The organism is Paraflavitalea pollutisoli (assembly GCF_029360705.1).
Taxonomy (GTDB): Bacteria; Bacteroidota; Bacteroidia; order Chitinophagales; family Chitinophagaceae; genus Paraflavitalea; species Paraflavitalea pollutisoli.
Genome location: NZ_JARKMX010000008.1, coordinates 1,392,522 through 1,408,846, shown reverse-complemented (window position 1 = coordinate 1,408,846; position 16,325 = coordinate 1,392,522). Strand labels below are relative to the sequence as shown.

Annotated in this window: 8 protein-coding genes; 1 reads left to right on the top strand and 7 read right to left on the bottom strand. The window is 50.7% G+C overall.

Going from position 1 to position 16,325, the window contains the following annotated elements; translation table 11 throughout:
• Positions 1 to 11 precede the first annotated feature (11 nt).
• From P2W70_RS19370 to msrA, 6 genes are all read right to left on the bottom strand, one after another.
• On the bottom strand, positions 12 to 1,205 hold the full coding sequence (locus P2W70_RS19370; RefSeq protein ID WP_276483163.1) for a DUF5000 domain-containing lipoprotein: 1,194 nt from the start codon (positions 1,203 to 1,205) through the stop codon (positions 12 to 14).
• A gap of 27 nt (positions 1,206 to 1,232) precedes the next feature.
• Positions 1,233 to 3,155: a RagB/SusD family nutrient uptake outer membrane protein gene (locus P2W70_RS19365; protein WP_276483162.1), complete on the bottom strand. Its 1,923-nt coding sequence runs from the start codon at positions 3,153 to 3,155 to the stop codon at positions 1,233 to 1,235.
• A gap of 11 nt (positions 3,156 to 3,166) precedes the next feature.
• A complete protein-coding gene (locus P2W70_RS19360) occupies positions 3,167 to 6,367 on the bottom strand; it encodes a SusC/RagA family TonB-linked outer membrane protein (protein WP_276483161.1) in 3,201 nt (1,066 codons plus the stop codon).
• Between the two features lie 157 nt (positions 6,368 to 6,524).
• Positions 6,525 to 7,748 (bottom strand): hypothetical protein, encoded by a 1,224-nt coding sequence (locus P2W70_RS19355; RefSeq protein WP_276483160.1) that lies wholly within the window; start codon positions 7,746 to 7,748, stop codon positions 6,525 to 6,527.
• A gap of 111 nt (positions 7,749 to 7,859) precedes the next feature.
• On the bottom strand, positions 7,860 to 11,987 hold the full coding sequence (locus P2W70_RS19350) for a two-component regulator propeller domain-containing protein (protein WP_276483159.1): 4,128 nt from the start codon (positions 11,985 to 11,987) through the stop codon (positions 7,860 to 7,862).
• A gap of 351 nt (positions 11,988 to 12,338) precedes the next feature.
• Positions 12,339 to 12,926 carry a peptide-methionine (S)-S-oxide reductase MsrA gene (gene msrA, locus P2W70_RS19345; RefSeq protein WP_276483158.1) on the bottom strand — a complete coding sequence of 196 codons (588 nt, stop codon included), beginning with the start codon at positions 12,924 to 12,926 and terminating at the stop codon, positions 12,339 to 12,341.
• A gap of 296 nt (positions 12,927 to 13,222) precedes the next feature.
• On the opposite strand from msrA, the gene P2W70_RS19340 reads away from it, so the two are divergent.
• Positions 13,223 to 15,343 (top strand): endonuclease MutS2, encoded by a 2,121-nt coding sequence (locus P2W70_RS19340; protein WP_276483157.1) that lies wholly within the window; start codon positions 13,223 to 13,225, stop codon positions 15,341 to 15,343.
• 346 nt (positions 15,344 to 15,689) lie between these two features.
• On the opposite strand, the gene P2W70_RS19335 is transcribed toward P2W70_RS19340, so the two are convergent.
• Positions 15,690 to 16,307 (bottom strand): response regulator, encoded by a 618-nt coding sequence (locus P2W70_RS19335; RefSeq protein WP_276483156.1) that lies wholly within the window; start codon positions 16,305 to 16,307, stop codon positions 15,690 to 15,692.
• Positions 16,308 to 16,325 lie beyond the last annotated feature (18 nt).

Genomic DNA, 16,325 nt, shown 5'->3' with positions numbered 1-16,325 from the left:
GGTAATGAATGTTATCGGGGATCGCCATAAACCTGCACTTCTGCCAGCGCCAGGAAATACGAACCAGCCCAGTTTTGATTGCACTTGATGCGGATATACCGCATCTTGGGTACATCGGAACGGAGGTCCCAGTTGAAACCGGCAAAACCTGCAGTACGGTCCTCATTGGTCAATTGACCATAAGGCAATCCGGAAGGTTTGATCTCTTCGCAGGTCGCCATCAGCGTCCAGTTGTTCCAACTGCCATCGAGCGGTGGGTTGGGGCTTGCCCAAATCTCAAATTTTCGTGGATTACCGCCGTAGAAAAAGCCCCGGCCCGAGTTGAGGTATTCCGGGTAATCCCAGATCACCATGCGGCTCACTTGAGTAAGACGGCCAATATCGAAGGTGATGACAGAGGGGCGCCCCAGGTCGGTGGTAATATTGACCATTGGCCAGGTTTCCGTATTGCCATCCCACAGGTTGGCAACCCGGTTCGACGCCCAGGCAGAGGGCGCGTCGCCCGGCAGCGTGTATTCCCGATAACCACTTTTGGCGATCGCTGTTTCGTAGAAGGGCGTCAGCGTCGAATACAGCGTATCTGTTTTATTTAGGAAACGGTCGCGTACAAAGAAGGCCAGTTTGGTAGGCACCGTATCCATACCGCGAATGGCCTGGTTGATAGAATCGGTGGCCGTATAGATGCCATTGTAAGGGAACCACTGCCCCAAAGAATCCTTCAGGATCTCGATCGCGAGGTTAAAGCGGCTGGGATTCTGCGTGATGACACGGATGCCGGCAAAGTCTGGTACCACCCGCATATCTCTGAACACTCCCCAGATGGGGTTCTCCAGTGGCTTCACGGTGACCGTAACAGGTTCCGATGCTACTTCTGCCTTGTTGACCACACTCACCTTTACCGTATGTTGCAGGGTATCACCAAAGCCATCCAATACCAGCTTGTTGTCGTACACACTGGCTTTTACTTCACGGATATGACCGGTGACCAGCTCATAAGTGGCCTTTACATAGGCAATGTCTGGTACATTCGGGAGGGTATAGGTAAGGATCGCCCGGGCGCTGTCGTTTTTTACCTGAATGTTGGTGACGCTTCCCGGCACACCCATGCTGGGTGTTAGCGGCGTGTTCGTATCGACTTTGCTGCAGGCCGCGATGAAGACCGCCGCACTCAGTATCGTAAAGGGTAAACTGTATTTTCGTTTCATGCCTTTTGTTTTTGGAGTTAATGCCTGTTACCAGCCCGGGTTTTGAACGAGGTTGGGATTCACAGAAAGGTTGTAAAGCCGGATAGGCCACAGGTAATCACGGGGAGCAATGAACCTTTGCTGAAAAAGGGTTCTCACCTGGTAGTATGATTCATTGGTAGTACCGGTGATGCTCCATCCTTTTACAGGTTGATTGAGCTCGTAAGCCGCATCCTTCCAACGGCGAAGGTCCCAGAACCGGCTGCCTTCAAAGGCCATTTCAATCGAACGTTCGCGCTTGATGATATCGCGTAACCCTGTCATGGTCGTGTATTTGGAAGGATTGATGCTGTAATTGGACCACGCCGATTGTACAGAGGGCAAGCCAGCCCGTGCCCTTACCTTATTGAGCCATGAACAGGCTTCATCGGTAGGCGCACCCGATTCATTGAGCGCTTCCGCATACAAAAGATACATATCAGCCAACCTTACTTCGGGCCATTCATACGGCCTGACGGTTACACCGCTCGCACTAAAGGAGAAGTTCCAGTCTACCAGCTTCTTAATGAAATAGCCGGTTTGGTTGATGCCGCCGCCAATATCGGAGCCACCGTACTGATTCGCTTTCGCCTTCAGTACAAATGTGCCGGAATCCGATTGGGTGGGGCTGCTGTACAGGTACCAGGTACCACCGTCAAAACCAAGATTGGCATAAAAGCGAGGTTCCCGGTCAAAGTTCAATCGTGCAGAAACATAGCCAGGCTCCATCACATAGCGCTCGCTATCTACCGCCATGCGGGTCGTATAACGATTCTCGAAGTTGAGCGTTTTGTCTTCCGTGATGGGTACGCCATTTTTGGTGTGAAAGAGCTCAGCCATTTTCAGGGTAGCACTAAACATAGCACGGAGGGTGGTATTGGAAGCTACATCCGCGCTGACACGTGCCATACAGGTGGTTTGCAACCGATTGGCCAGGCGGCCGGAATTACCCCAGATCTTTTCACTGTTCCAGCGTTCGCATATCGCCTGGCGAATGCCCATCTGTGTAATGGTTTGTGGCGATAGCTTGAAGGTGCTGGCCGGGAAATAGTATAAGGCCGATCCGTTTTGCTCGGCCAGCTCGATGGCTTCCTTACATGCCTGGGCAGCCCTGGACCACTTGGTTTGGTCAACACCTGCGGTGTACAACGCAGTGCCATCTGGATTCTTGGCACTTACCAGGTCGCCATTGCCGTTGAACTGCGGACTGGCAGCCATGACCAGCATGCGGGCCTTGATAGATTTGGCGATCGCCGCGGTCACACGACCAAGCTCGTTGTTGCGGTCCATGATAAAGGGAGGCAACACGGCGGCGGATTCGTCCAGCAAACGCGCAATATAGTTCACGCAACTATCGAAGGGCATGCGGCTCACCTTTACGTCGGCGGGCTGGGCCGATACCGGTATATTGGTTTCGATCAAAGGGATCGCGCCATACATGCGCAGCAGTAGAAAATGATAGTACGCCTTCAGGAATTTGGCTTCTGCCAGCCATCTTTCCCGTTCGGGTTGTTGCAGGTCGGGCACCTTGCTCAGGTCAGATACATTCTCCAGAAAGATATTGCACTGGCGGATCGCCTCGAATGACCGGAGGCCATAGTTGCCCCCATCCCAATAGTTCACATAGGGGTTGCCGGCATTCTGGTTACCCCGGGCAATCTCCCAGTTCCACAGCGTGGCATCAAACTCCCGGTATTCGAGTGGAAACCATATTTCATCGCCACCCAGAAAGCCCACATTGGACTGTGGATCGGAAGAGGCAGGCAAATACGCATAACAGGTGAACAGGAACTTCTGCGCCTCATTACGCAGCGTAAAAGCATAATCGAGCGTCGGTGCATTGTCGGGCACGATGTCGAGGTACTGCTTACAGGAAGGCAGTAAGAACAGCGATACGATGAACGAAAGGAATATATTTTTATGTCTGCACATAAGTCGGAGTTTTAGAGGTTGAAGTTGATACCGATATTGAAGACCCGCTGTACAGGATAACCCAGGCCTTCTCCACCCATTTCAGGATCCCACATATCAAACTTGCTCCATACAAAAAGATTGGTGCCATTTACATAAGCCCTGGCTGTTTTGAAGCCGATGCGGCGCAAAAAGGTCGTGGGGAATGTATAGCCCACTTCCATAGTCTTGAGGCGAAGGAACGAACCATCCCGCATCCACCAGGTCGACGTTTGGTTGTTGTTGGCTACAAAATAATTGCTCATGCGTGGCCAGAAAGCATAGCTGTTCCGTACGTCTTCGCTCCAGTGGTTGTCGGCAATCACCTGCAGCAAACCATTCTGCGCACCACCATTGCGTACGAATGGGGAGATGTTCTGCGGGTCGATAAAGAAGGAAGAGCGGGCCGAACCCTGGAAGAAAGAACTGAGGTCAAAGCCTTTGTAACCTACCGAAAAACCAAAGCCATAAATGATCTCGGGCGTGGTAGGGTAACCAATAGGCACGATATCGTTGCTGGTGATAAAACCATCACCATCCATATCATGGTATTTGATATCGCCGGCCATCACATCTCCATAGGTTTGTGTAGGCGAGTTGCGCACTTCTTTATCGTCGTAAAACAGCCTTTCGGCGATAAGTCCAAAACGCTGACCGTTGGGACTGCCCACACGATACAGGTGGGTCAGGTTATCAGCGTACGTTGGCTCATCATACACCAGGATCTTACTGGTAGCATACGTAAAGTTGCCCCTGGCTTGTAGCCATAGATCCCTGTTGATCGTTTTGTCGTAGTTCAGCATAATGTCTACACCCTTGCTTTCAGCTTTGCCGACATTGGCCGATACCACCGACTGAAGACCCATGGTCGTCGGTATATACGAACGTTGCATCAGGATCTGCGAACGGAGGTTTCTGTAAGCATCTACCGTCACGGTAAAGTCTTTATACAGCGACAGGTCCATACCCACATTCAGCTGGCGTGATTTTTCCCAGGTGATATCGGGGTTGGCATAGCGCGTAACGGAAATGCCATTGCGGAAATAATTATAATCAAGGCCGAACGTGTAGCGGTAATCTTCATTGTTCATGTTGGCACTGGAGAGGTAAAAGAAACGGTCGACCGAACGGCCGATCTGGTCATTACCCACAATACCATAAGTTGCCCGCAACTTTAAGTTCGTGATCTTACCAGCCAGCGGTTGGAAGAATTTTTCATTCGATACATTCCAGGCAAGGCCGAAGGAGGGAAAGAAGCCAAAGCGGCTGGTTTTGTCAAATTTCTCGGAGCCATTGTAGCCAAAGTCGATCTCGGCCATATAACGATTGTCGTATCCATAGGTGAAGCGGCCGGATACGCCCAGGTTACGGGCAGGTAAGCTCGCTTCCAGCGTGCCTGCATTGCCATTCAGGTAGTTGCGCACCACGCCGATCAGCATACCCGATACTTCGTGTTTTTCATTGAAAGTATGCGCGTAGTTGAGTGCTGCCTCCGTATAAAAAATGCTGTTCACACTCTTGAATCCTTCCCGGTACCCCAGGAACTCGGTACCCACCGTGCCTACAGATCCGGTGCTGCCATCATTCAGTACCAGCAGGCCCGAGATGGTTCTGTCATCCAGGGTAATCGGACTATAATAGAAAGGATTGTAGCTACGACTCATATCGAAGTAAGCATACCGGCGGGTGTATCCCATCACACGCGCCGAAAGACCAGGCAAAAGGGCATTGAGGTCTTGCTTTACTTCTACCTGCGCCTGCAGGGTAGAGGAGTTGATCTGCGCATACCCCGACATCATCGATGCATAAGGGTTGGTATACAAGGTCCCCATCGTTCCGGGAACGATCTTGTTACCAAACAGGGGGTGGTTGATATGCGGCAGGTACGACTGCGGGTACACAGCAGGGAACATTACCGGATTCGACCAGATAGCCTGGCGGAATACGCGGCGGCCACCGTTGGCCATCGTGCCATCTTCATTGATGTCGCCGATAGGGCCATCGTAGTCATCAAACTGACCATACAACCTTACCGATGCAGTGGTACTGTTGGTGAAGCGCAGGTCGATATTGGAACGAATGGAATAGTTACGCAGCTTGATGTTGTTGTCGAAGCCATTCAGCTCATTGCGTTTGAGCAAACCATTGTCAACATTGTACGTACCGGCCAGGTAATAACGCGCCTTCGGACTACCGCCACTCAAACCAAAATTGTAGCGTTGGTTGGCGGTGTAATCCTTGATCAGCAGGTCGATCCAGTTGTTGTCGGGATACAGCAGCGGATTGTCGCCGGCTACCGTACGGTTGATCTTCGTTTGCGAATAAGGTAAGCCTCCCGGCGAGTTTCTTGTCAGGGCTGCCTCATTGGCCAGCTCCATATAAGTAATGTTGTCGGTCAGCTTGAAATTGCGGGTATTGGAAGAGATGCTGTTTTCAACCCTTCCGGTCAGGGAAGTAGCCCCGGCTACACCAGCCTTGGTAGTAATGATCAATACGCCGTTGGCTCCACGGGCACCATATACCGCGGCTGCAGTGGCATCTTTCAATACAGAGAACGTCGCGATATCGTCTGGTTGCAGACGGGCCAGGTCGGTATTGGTCGACTCGATACCATCCACCAGGATGAGTGGATCGACTTTGCCGGAACCAAACGACCCAAGACCACGTATAAAGAAGGAGGCATTGTCGGCCCCCGGCTCACCACTACGCTGGTAAGCCACCATACCGGAGATGCGACCGGCCAGCATATTGGTCAGGTTGCTGGTAGGCCCCTTCAGTTCCTTCGGATTGACCGAAGTGATGGAGCTCACCATGCTGGTTTTCTTTTGTGTGCCAAAGCCAACGCTGACCACGACGGTCTCCAGCGACTTGTCGTCGGGCACCAGCTTGATGTCTATCTTGCTATTGCCTTCGATCGCTTGCTCGATGGTCTGGTAACCTATATAGGAGAATACCAGTGTGCCATTGGCCGGAACGTTAATGGAGTAAATACCCCCTTTCAGGGTTTGGGTGCTTTTGGCGGGATTGGCTTTGAGGGAGACCGAGACGCCCTCCAGCGCAGAGGAATCACTCCGCACTTTTCCCGTCACGGTGATTTCGGACTGAGCCAAAACGCCGAGATGTGCCACGAGCAGCAACAGCATGACGAGCAGGCCCTTGCTTCCCGGTTGGTAAAACCAGTGTCTTTTTGTCATAAACAGCTTTAGTTTGATAGTTGTGTGTTTGGGTAGGGGCAATGGCAAACCATGGCCGCCAATCTGCAAAATGGTAAAGTTGAATACAAGGTTATGGGGGGTAAATCGCCGATTCCCGTGGTCAAATTCGTAATGACCCGTATTTACCCCTGCTTTTCTAATTGCTGCTGGGCAATCCGTCTTTTTTCATCCCCTGCATGATCAGTACGTTGGTGATGAACAACATTTCGGCACCGGTGTCTTCGTTGGCTCCGTTGATGCCATACGGCCAAAAATGCAGGTTGTCGCCTTTCAGGGACTCCGCCGGGTTGCCGGTCATGAAGCGGAGCATTTTGTTGGCGTAGTACCCCTGGTAGACACCCCCGACGATCAGGTTATTGCTCCAGAACCAATGTTGACCTACCCCCACGGCATGGGCGATCTCATGAAGCGCGGTGCCCGTTTTCTGATAACCAGCATTGGCCCCTACGCGAATATTGCCCGCAATGGTAGCATCGGCAGTGGCCACACCGGGGTTATAAGTAACCCGCAGGGTTTTGGTGATCGAAGTGTAATTGTTGTAATAGAACATCGCTTCATCAAAAGCCGACTTGATCCGCGCATAGGCAGCTTGTTCTTCCGCAGTTGGAAAAGTATTCTGCTCCAGCGTATAGGTTACATTGCCTGTAGCGATCGTCGCTATTTTTACATCCTGGCCGTACGAGGTGGCGCCATAAAAGTTGGTGGCATAGCTCCTGATATGGTATTCGGTGGCCGGCGTAAGGTTATTGATGCGCAGGAACAGGGATTGTTCGTTGGCGCTGGCCGCGGTTTGTTTGGCGTCTGCGATAGTAGGATTCGCGTTTTTACTGTAACAGATGCCAACCTCTTTTAATACGACACCCTTGGGGTCCACGATCTTGCCGGCAACAAAAGCGGTGGTAGCACCTGTTGCAAAGATGGTGTCGGTGGTCAGCTCGGCAACCGGTACACCGCCGGTATTGAATTGTACATCATTGGTGTATACAGTGCCCTTGCTGTTGGTTGCATAGCCCCTTACATAGTAAGTCGAATTGGGATCTAGCCGGCTCAGGTCTGCCTGGAATTCGCCACCGCTGCGATAAGCCTGCGCACTCGTTTTGTTGGTGGTGGGGGTGCTTGTTTTACCCCAATAAATACCCCGGTCGGTCAGGGTTTCGCCGCCATGGCTGGTTACTTTACCATAAAAGACGGCACTCGATAAAGTAATGTTACCGACACTATCGGCTTTGACCGAAGGTGGGGTCGTTTCAATGGTGCCGGTAGGTGGTGTGGTGTTTTCTTCTTTGTTGTTTTTGCTGCAAGAGAGCGCGCTAATGAGCAATAGCCCTGAAAAACAAGGCAACAGCATCGCTTTTTTCATAATGCGTATTTTGGTGAAGGGATTAGGAACATCCATGTCACCTGCAAAATGCAGCCTCGGCGCGCTGTTGAATGGGGTAGGAATAGGCTTTTAACGGGGTGAAACTCGTAATTACTCCTCCGGTAATTTGATTTTCATGGCCTTTTCGTGCACCGTATAGTTTTTTTGAAAAGCCTGGTGATATCTCTTTTTGTAGTCGGATGGGTTCATGCCAAACAGTTTGGCAAATTGTACCCGGAAGTATTTGCTATCGGAAATACCGACCTGGAAAGCCGCCTCGTTCACATTGCAATCCGTGCTGATGAGCAACCCCGCAGCCCTACGTAGCCTTATAAACCGGATGAAGCTGTTGATCGACTGACCCGACACCTGTTTCACCCGTTTGTACAGATTCGAATGGCTCATCCCCATTTCCTTCGCAAAAAGCTTAATGGAAAAATCGTCACGATCAATATTCGCTTCCACTGTTTCGATACAACGCTCCAGGAAGACTTTGAACTCTTCCGAGATCGTGAGTTCATTTTTGCGCAACGTAATTTCATTGTAGAAGTACTTCTGCAGGTTGTTGCGGCTTTTGAGCAGGCTCGCGACCCGTGCCAGGAGGATATCTTTCTCAAATGGTTTGGTGATATAATCGTCGGCACCGCATTCCACGCCCTTGAGTTTAACCTCTGCCGAACTGCTGCCCGTCAGCAGGATCACCTGTATATGGCTCAGTGCCGGATCTTCTTTGATGGCCGAGCAGAATTCAATCCCCGTCATCTCCTGCATGACGATATCGCTGATCACAACATCGGGTAGATGTTGTTTGGCCATCGCCAACCCCTCCTTACCATTCGTAGCTTCGATGATCTTATAATTGGGCTTGAACAGTTGAGAGAGATAGGCCCGTATTTCAGCATGATCATCCACCAGCAAGATCGTGTGTTCACTGGTGATCAACGTGTCCATGCTGCTATCCCTGGGAGGCGGTACATTCGCAGCTTCCAGCTCGGCGGGCAGCAAAGGCAGGTTGTCGGTGGCCTGCAATTCTTCGAGGATCGTTGATTTTTGCGCGATATGGTTTGTCAGTTGATGAGGGGCAAAATGTTCGGCCCCTTTCAACAGACTGATGCGGAAAGTAGTACCCTTGTTGACCTGCGTCTCGTAGCAGATATTTCCCTGGTGGGCATCGATAAAACTTTTGGCCAGGAAAAGGCCGATACCAAAGCCGGTCTTGGACGCAATCTGGCCCGACTGGTAAAATCGTTCAAAAAGCCGGTCACCGGTTTCCGGAGGAATGCCACAGCCCGTGTCTTCTACACTCAGTTCAACCTGTTGGTCTTTTTCCATCAGGCGCATCATAATGCTACCTCCCCGGGGAGTAAATTTCATGGCGTTCGATAAGAGGTTGAACAGCGCAATCTCAACTTTCTCCCGATCTACCCAGGTTTCAATCACATCAGCCGAGCTCTCAAACTCGTACCGGAGCTGCTGGCTCCTGGCTTCTTGCGTAAAGCAGAGAAACACCTCCCGGCAAACATGGCAAAGGTTTACTTTCACTACCCGCAGGTCATCGACGCCACTGTCGGCTTTTTTGAATAGCAATAGCTGATCCACCAGGCTCAACAGTCGTTTGCTGTTACGGTAAACCATTTTCATTTCCCCGGGTCCTGGTCCGGCATCCGGCTTGAACAGAAAATCCTTGATGGGATTGATGATCAGGGTGATCGGTGTACGAAACTCATGGGCCACATTGGTGAAGAAGTCCAGTTTGCGCTGGTTGAGCTCGCTTTCCCGCTCCGCTTGCAAGTGCGCGAGACGTACTTCATAGGCAAGCTGCGATTGTTTGTTCTTGTACCGGATATAAATAGCCACTACGGCAACTGCAAGTGTAATATACAGCAGATAGGCCCACCAGCTGCGGTACCAGGGAGGTAATACGGTGATGCGTATCGTTCTTTCTACATCGCTCCATACACCGCCGGCGTTGGTCGATTTGATGTGGAAGGTATAATGCCCTTCATGCAGTCGACTATAATTGGCAGTGCGCAATTTGCCACTGTAGTTCCACCCCTTGTCCCACCCTTCAAGATAATAGGCGTAGGATACCTGGTCGGGGCTGCTGAATTCAGGAGCCGCAAAATCGATCGACAACACCGCTTTATCATAGGGTAGGGTGAGCTCCCGGATATCGTACAATACCTGGTTATCGGTTAGCGCCGTACTCTGGGCAAAGGGAAGGTTGTCGATGCGAAGATCGGTGATCAGTAGTTGCAGTGGCCTATAGCTATGCGCCACACTGTCGGGGTAAAAGAAGTTCATGCCTTTGAGGCCGCCGAAAAAGAACTGGCCACCTGCTGTGGCATAAGCAGCATTGTAGATAAACTGGTTGGAGAGCAACCCGTCTGATTGAAAGAAGTTTTTGAATTGTCCGGTGCCGATATTCATCCGCGATAGCCCATTGAAGGTGCTCAGCCAAAGATGATCACTACGATCTTCCAGGATATTGAGTACGGCATTGTTGGCAAGCCCTTCCGCTTCGGTAAAAGCTTTGAAAGAAAGTGCCTTCCTGTCAAATTGCAGCAGACCGCTGCCCTCGGTCCCTACCCATAGTTGACCGTGCCGGTCTTCGTGAATGATGCGTACCGGATTCTCCGTCGCAAAATAAGTATGCTGTTTGTGCACCCGGTCAACCTTGATCAGTGCATCGAAATTGCCGGCCCATAGCGTGCCTTGTTGGTCTTCTGTAAGACTGAGAATGTCTGTCAGTTTGTGGTCAAAGAGGTCAAAATGATTGGTTTGCCGGTTATACCGGTATAGGCTACCGGTAACAGTGCCTGCCCACAAGGTGCTGTCACTGCTTTCATACAAGGTCCAGGCATTGGCGTCGCGGTTACCCGCCACCGGGTTGAGGCAGATATAATTGTTGAATCGACCCGTTTTCGGATCGTAGCGGTCAATACCACTCCCATAAGTAGCGATCCATAGATAGCCATCCCACGATTGTCTGATGCTGGTGATGAGGTTGCTGGACAGTGCGCTGTTCTCGTGTGTGAAGCTCTTGAATTGGTTGAGCTGGCGATTCCATACATTGATGCCGTATCCATCGGTGCCGATCCACAGGTTGCCGGCCCCATCTTCCGTAAAGGCAGACACGAAATTGGCCGACAGCCCTTTGCCCGTCGATGGGTCATGCGATAGTGCCGCGATGACACTTTTGTCCTTATTAACGCAATGTAGTCCGCCGCGTAGGGTGCCTATCCACTGGTTGCCCTGGCGGTCGCCATACAGCACGGAAATGGCCTTGCTGGTGAGTTTGGTCGTAATTTCCGGCGTGCCCAACGGGTTGAAGGTTGCCTGTGCGGCAGCGGTTGAAAAGGTGATGCCACCGCCATCAGTACCGGCCCAGATATCACCATTCTCCTGCGTCTGCAATGCCAGTACGATATCCCCATTGGCGGAGGCTTTGCCACGCCAGTTACAACTATTGTCGGCCGGCCGGTATTCATAAACATTGTGGCCCCAGGCCATCCAGATATGCCCTGCCGGGGTCATTTCCATGACAGAACAGGAACCGATATAATTATTGACGAGCCGCAAGCTATGCCGGCTGCTGTCGTATCGGCAAAGACCCTTGCTTTGCACCATCACCCACACGGTGCCATCCTTTGCCGTGCGTACACCTTGAATGTCCAGGTTGTAGAATGGGTTATTATTGGCGTCCACATAAGGAACTTCCGTAATGAGCCCGGTTTTCTTACGGTACAGCAGCAAGCCGTGACCGGCTGTGCCGATAAATATATTACCCTGCAGATCGGCTTTCACTTCATTGGCAGGTGCGTCAATTCGCTGCCGGGCATATTGTTGATGGTGGGGTTGGTACCAGGCTTGTCTGAACCGTTGCGTACTGCCGGAGAAAATGCTGACGCCTTTTTTAGTACCTATCCACAGACGGTTTTCCTGGTCCTCGGCTACATTGGTAATCCGGTTGTTGATCAGTGACGTGGAGTCGTTCAAACGGTGCCGGTAAGTTTTAAAGCTATATCCATCGTAGCGGCTCAATCCATCATAGGTGCCGATCCACAAAAAGCCATAATGATCCTGGTAAATATTGGTCACCGAATTATTGGCAAGACCATTTTCAATCCCAAAATTATTCACCCGTATCTGTTGGCCAACAGCGGATGTCGACAACAACAGCAGTACAGCCAGTAATGCTGCAACACCAGAAGAAGGGATTACGGAGTGGGTTCTCATTTGCACCGGTTTTGGGACGCTGGGCGACAGATTGCAATTAAAACTATTGTCACCGTATTTTATTGATACATTTTAAGTTTTAATAACCATATAGTAACATTTTAATAAGGAGTGAGCGCCAGGGTTCGATTTTTATACATGATGGTGCAGGATGGTTGAATAGGGTTTTTTATAATAGGTGATCACAGACGTATCTACACGAAAAAGCCGCATCGGTTGATGCGGCTGAATGATTGTGTAAAGAAGTTCAATTCTATTCCTGGTTGTCAGGCTGCGTCGAATCAACAATGTCTTTTCTTCGCTCGTTGTTCCAACGTATGTCGGGATTGCCTTTATGTCTCGCTGCCTTTACTAATGCGCCTTCTTCAACTTGTCCTTGAAGACCTTCTCAAACTTCTCCATCTTCGGCTTGATCACATAATAGCAATAAGGAGCTGATCCGTTATTGTTGTAGTAATCTTGGTGATAGTTCTCGGCCGGATAGAAAACCGATGCCGCCGTGATCTCCGTTACCAGGGGCTTGTCCCAGGCGCCACTCTTGCTCAGCTCAGCCTTGTACTTTTCAGCTTTGGCTTTTTGATCGGCATTGTGATAAAAAATGGCGCTGCGGTACTGCGTACCTACGTCATTACCCTGCCTGTTCAGCGTGGTAGGGTCATGCGTTTGCCAGAATACTTCCAGCAGTTCGTCGAAAGTGATCTTTTCAGGATCGTATACAATCTCCACGCATTCGGCGTGACCAGTGGTACCTTCGCATACTTCTTTATAGGTAGGATTGGGCACCTCGCCACCGCTGTAACCAGAAGTGACTTTCAATACGCCATCCAATTGTTGAAAAATAGCCTCCGTACACCAGAAACAACCGGTACCAAAAGTGGCGGTATCCGTGCGGAGGGTGTTGTTGCCTTCCGTTGAGGCAGATGTTAAGCTACTCGTCATATATTTTTGAGGATTTTCTCTTACTGCACAGGAAAAAAGCGTCACTACCGAAAGCAAGGTCGTTGTAAACATCAATTTCATACTGCGTCGTTTGATCAGGTCGGCCATTTGTTTTCAGATTTTACTACCCTAATAAACGGTTTTTGAGGGCGATAAGTTGGCAGGTTGGCCGGCAGGGCACTGCTTTTATCATTCAGTTAACAGATCCGGGGGCTGCAATACCGTCTTGCAACCCGGGCACGAATTTCGTACCTTTGCACCTCATAAAAATAAGAGGATATCAGCGATAATCATTTATGAAATTTTTTCCCGAGTCGGCATTGGTGCAATTGGAATTCGAAAAAGTGAAAGCTTTGTTAGAGGAGCATTGTAATACCCTGTATGCCAAAGAAAAAGCGAAAGAGCTCAGAATACACACCCGCAAGGACTTTATCGATCTGGAACTGCAACAAACCCACGAATACAAAATGCTGGTGCAGTATGGCCAGTATTTGCCCAATGACCATACCCTGAATATTGCCAAGGAGTTGAAACTCATGGGGATACCGGGGGCTGTATTGGCAGAAGACCAGTTCATGCTGGTACGCAAGCTGGCCGAAAGCCTGCAAAGCATTTTCCGCTGGTTCGATTCAGACCGCCGCACCGCCTACCCGGCCTTGTCGAAGGTCATTGCCGACACCTATTACGAAAAAGTCATCCTCGAACTGATCGACGATGTGCTGGATGAGAGCGGACACGTAAAAGACAACGCCTCCGAAGACCTGGCCCGCATACGCCTCACCCTCTATAAACGCCGCAATGAGCTTCGCCGCTTATTCGATCGGATCGTATCCAAACTGACAAAAGCCGGGTATGCCGCCGATATCGAAGAAGGGTTCCTCAACGGACGTCGGGTAGTAGCCATCTTTGCCGAACAAAAACGCCAGGTAAAAGGCATCCTGCACGGCGAAAGCGACACCCGTAAAACAGCCTTCATCGAACCGGAGGAAACCATCGAACTCAACAACGATATATTCTCCCTCGAAAATGAAGAGAAACGGGAAGTTTACCGCATCCTGCGCGAACTCACGTCCAGGCTGGCCATGTATGCGCCCCTGCTCAAGACCTACCACGATATCCTGGGCGAATATGACTTCATCCGGGCCAAGGCCAGGTTTGCCAACGATGTGAACGGTAACCTGCCGGTACTCAACGATAAAGCACATATACACCTGGTACAGGCATACCATCCCTTGTTGTACCTGTACAACAAGCGAGCGCAAAAAACGACCATCCCCGTACAGGTAACCCTCGACGAAAAGAACCGTATTCTGGTGATATCAGGACCTAATGCGGGCGGCAAGACGGTTACCCTCAAAACAGTGGGCCTGTTGCAACTGATGCTGCAGAGCGGCCTGCTGGTGCCCGTGCACCCCACCTCGCAGTTTGGTATCTTCAAGCAGATCATGATCCATATCGGCGATACCCAAAGCCTCGAGTTCGAGTTGAGTACCTATAGCTCGCACCTCAAGAACATGAAGCACTTCATGGAGGTCGCCAATGGCAAAACGCTCTTCTTCATCGATGAGCTCGGTAGCGGTAGTGATCCCAACCTGGGCGGCGCCTTCGCCGAAGTGATCCTGGAAGAAATGGTGCGTAAGCATTCCATGGGCATCGTCACCACCCACTACCTCAACCTGAAGATCATGGCCAACAAAACAGCCGGTATCGTCAACGGCGCCATGGCATTCGACGAAAAGAACCTGCTGCCGATGTACAAACTCATCATCGGTAAGCCCGGCAGCTCTTATACCTTCTCTATTGCCGAACGCATTGGACTGCCACCGGCACTCATCAAACGCGCGCGCCAACTGGTAGATGAAGAACATTTCAAGCTCGATAAATTACTGAACCGTACCGAACAGGACCTGCGGGAGATCGAGGTGAAAGAAAAAGACCTGAACAAACAGCTGAAGGAGAATGAACGTATCCGGAAGGACATGGAAACGCTCATCGATAAAGAACGGCATTTCCAGCAGATCGAAGTATTGAAACACCAGAACAAAGTGTCTGAAGAACGTATCGCCTACCTGAAGGATATGGAGCGCAAACTGAAGCAGATCGTGCTCGACTGGCGCAAAGCCAGCGTAGACGATGATAAAAAAGAGCTGATGCGCCAGCTCCACATGCTCCTCTTTGGTCAAAACCAAAAGCAGAGCAGCGAAAGGGTACAGAAAAAGATCGGCTCTAAATACAAGGAGGTAGGCGGAGAGATCGCCGTAGGCGTTAAAGTGCTGATGAAGAAAAACCACAAGGTAGGAGAGGTGAAAGAGATCCGTGGTCGCAAAGCGGTGGTACAGCTCGGCCTGATGCCCATCACCGTCGACATCGGTGACCTGACGGTAGTGACAGAAAAAGCACCGGAGCAAACGAAATAGTAACCGGGCTACATAAATAACCAGCGGGACGGCCAATCAGGTCGCCCCGTTTTGTTCGTGGCAGGTATATAAGTTATTGAGAACTTATCCTAAAAATACGCCACGCGCTACCCAAAAGATATAGAGCACATATAGAGTACATAAGGAAGAGATATAGAGTACATATAGAGACGTCCGCCGATGGATGGTTATGGTTCGTTGCCAGATTACTTATGGTCGCTTAACGGGCCTCCCGTACCCGAGCCGTACCGTACCCGTATAGGAAGGGTATACCAGGATTTCACAGCAAGCCACGGCCGCCGACGATCCAAAGATGCCGTGAGGCCCGTCAAGCCTGCTTCCCATCTTACTGAATGATCTGCTGTTGAATCGCCGTCTTGACGAGCGATACGATGTTCTTGGCCTCGAATTTGGTCAGCAGGTTGCGCCGGTGCGTCTCGACGGTCGTTACACTGATGAACAGCTTTTGCGCGATCTCGTTATTCGTCATGCCATCGGCGATCAGTTCCAAAACTTCTTTTTCGCGACGGGTAAGCACGATCTTACGCGTGTCATCCTTTCGCATCGTTTGCGCAGCTTCCCGGCTGAAATAGGTCTTGCGTTTCAGTACCGTTTGAATGGCCTCCACCAGTTCTTCCCGGGTCGCATTCTTCAACACGTACCCCGAAGCACCGCTGTTCATCATCTTTTCGATGAGGCTAAACTGGTTGAAGGTGCTCAGGCCGATCACGAAAATACCGGGATACTGTTTCTTTACTTCCGCACAAAGGTCGATGCCGCTCATGTCGGGCAGGTTGATGTCCATCAGGATCACATCAGGTTGTTCTTTTTGCAGAAAGGCCAGGCAGGAGGCTGCATGGGTAGCATGCCCCATCCATTCCATACCCGGCTCATGTTGAAGCAAAGAATGGATGCCCTCAATCACCATGTAATGGTCGTCGACGATAAACAACTTATGCGGCATAAAGTAATGTATTTTTGA

Bases quoted from the DNA above. Each gene is read 5' to 3' on its own strand.
- P2W70_RS19370 (WP_276483163.1), bottom strand. From the start codon at position 1,205: ATGAAACGAAAATACAGTTTACCCTTTACGATACTGAGTGCGGCGGTC.
- P2W70_RS19365 (WP_276483162.1), bottom strand. From the start codon at position 3,155: ATGTGCAGACATAAAAATATATTCCTTTCGTTCATCGTATCGCTGTTC.
- P2W70_RS19360 (WP_276483161.1), bottom strand. From the start codon at position 6,367: ATGACAAAAAGACACTGGTTTTACCAACCGGGAAGCAAGGGCCTGCTC.
- P2W70_RS19355 (WP_276483160.1), bottom strand. From the start codon at position 7,748: ATGAAAAAAGCGATGCTGTTGCCTTGTTTTTCAGGGCTATTGCTCATT.
- P2W70_RS19350 (WP_276483159.1), bottom strand. From the start codon at position 11,987: ATGAGAACCCACTCCGTAATCCCTTCTTCTGGTGTTGCAGCATTACTG.
- msrA (WP_276483158.1), bottom strand. From the start codon at position 12,926: ATGACGAGTAGCTTAACATCTGCCTCAACGGAAGGCAACAACACCCTC.
- P2W70_RS19340 (WP_276483157.1), top strand. From the start codon at position 13,223: ATGAAATTTTTTCCCGAGTCGGCATTGGTGCAATTGGAATTCGAAAAA.
- P2W70_RS19335 (WP_276483156.1), bottom strand. From the start codon at position 16,307: ATGCCGCATAAGTTGTTTATCGTCGACGACCATTACATGGTGATTGAG.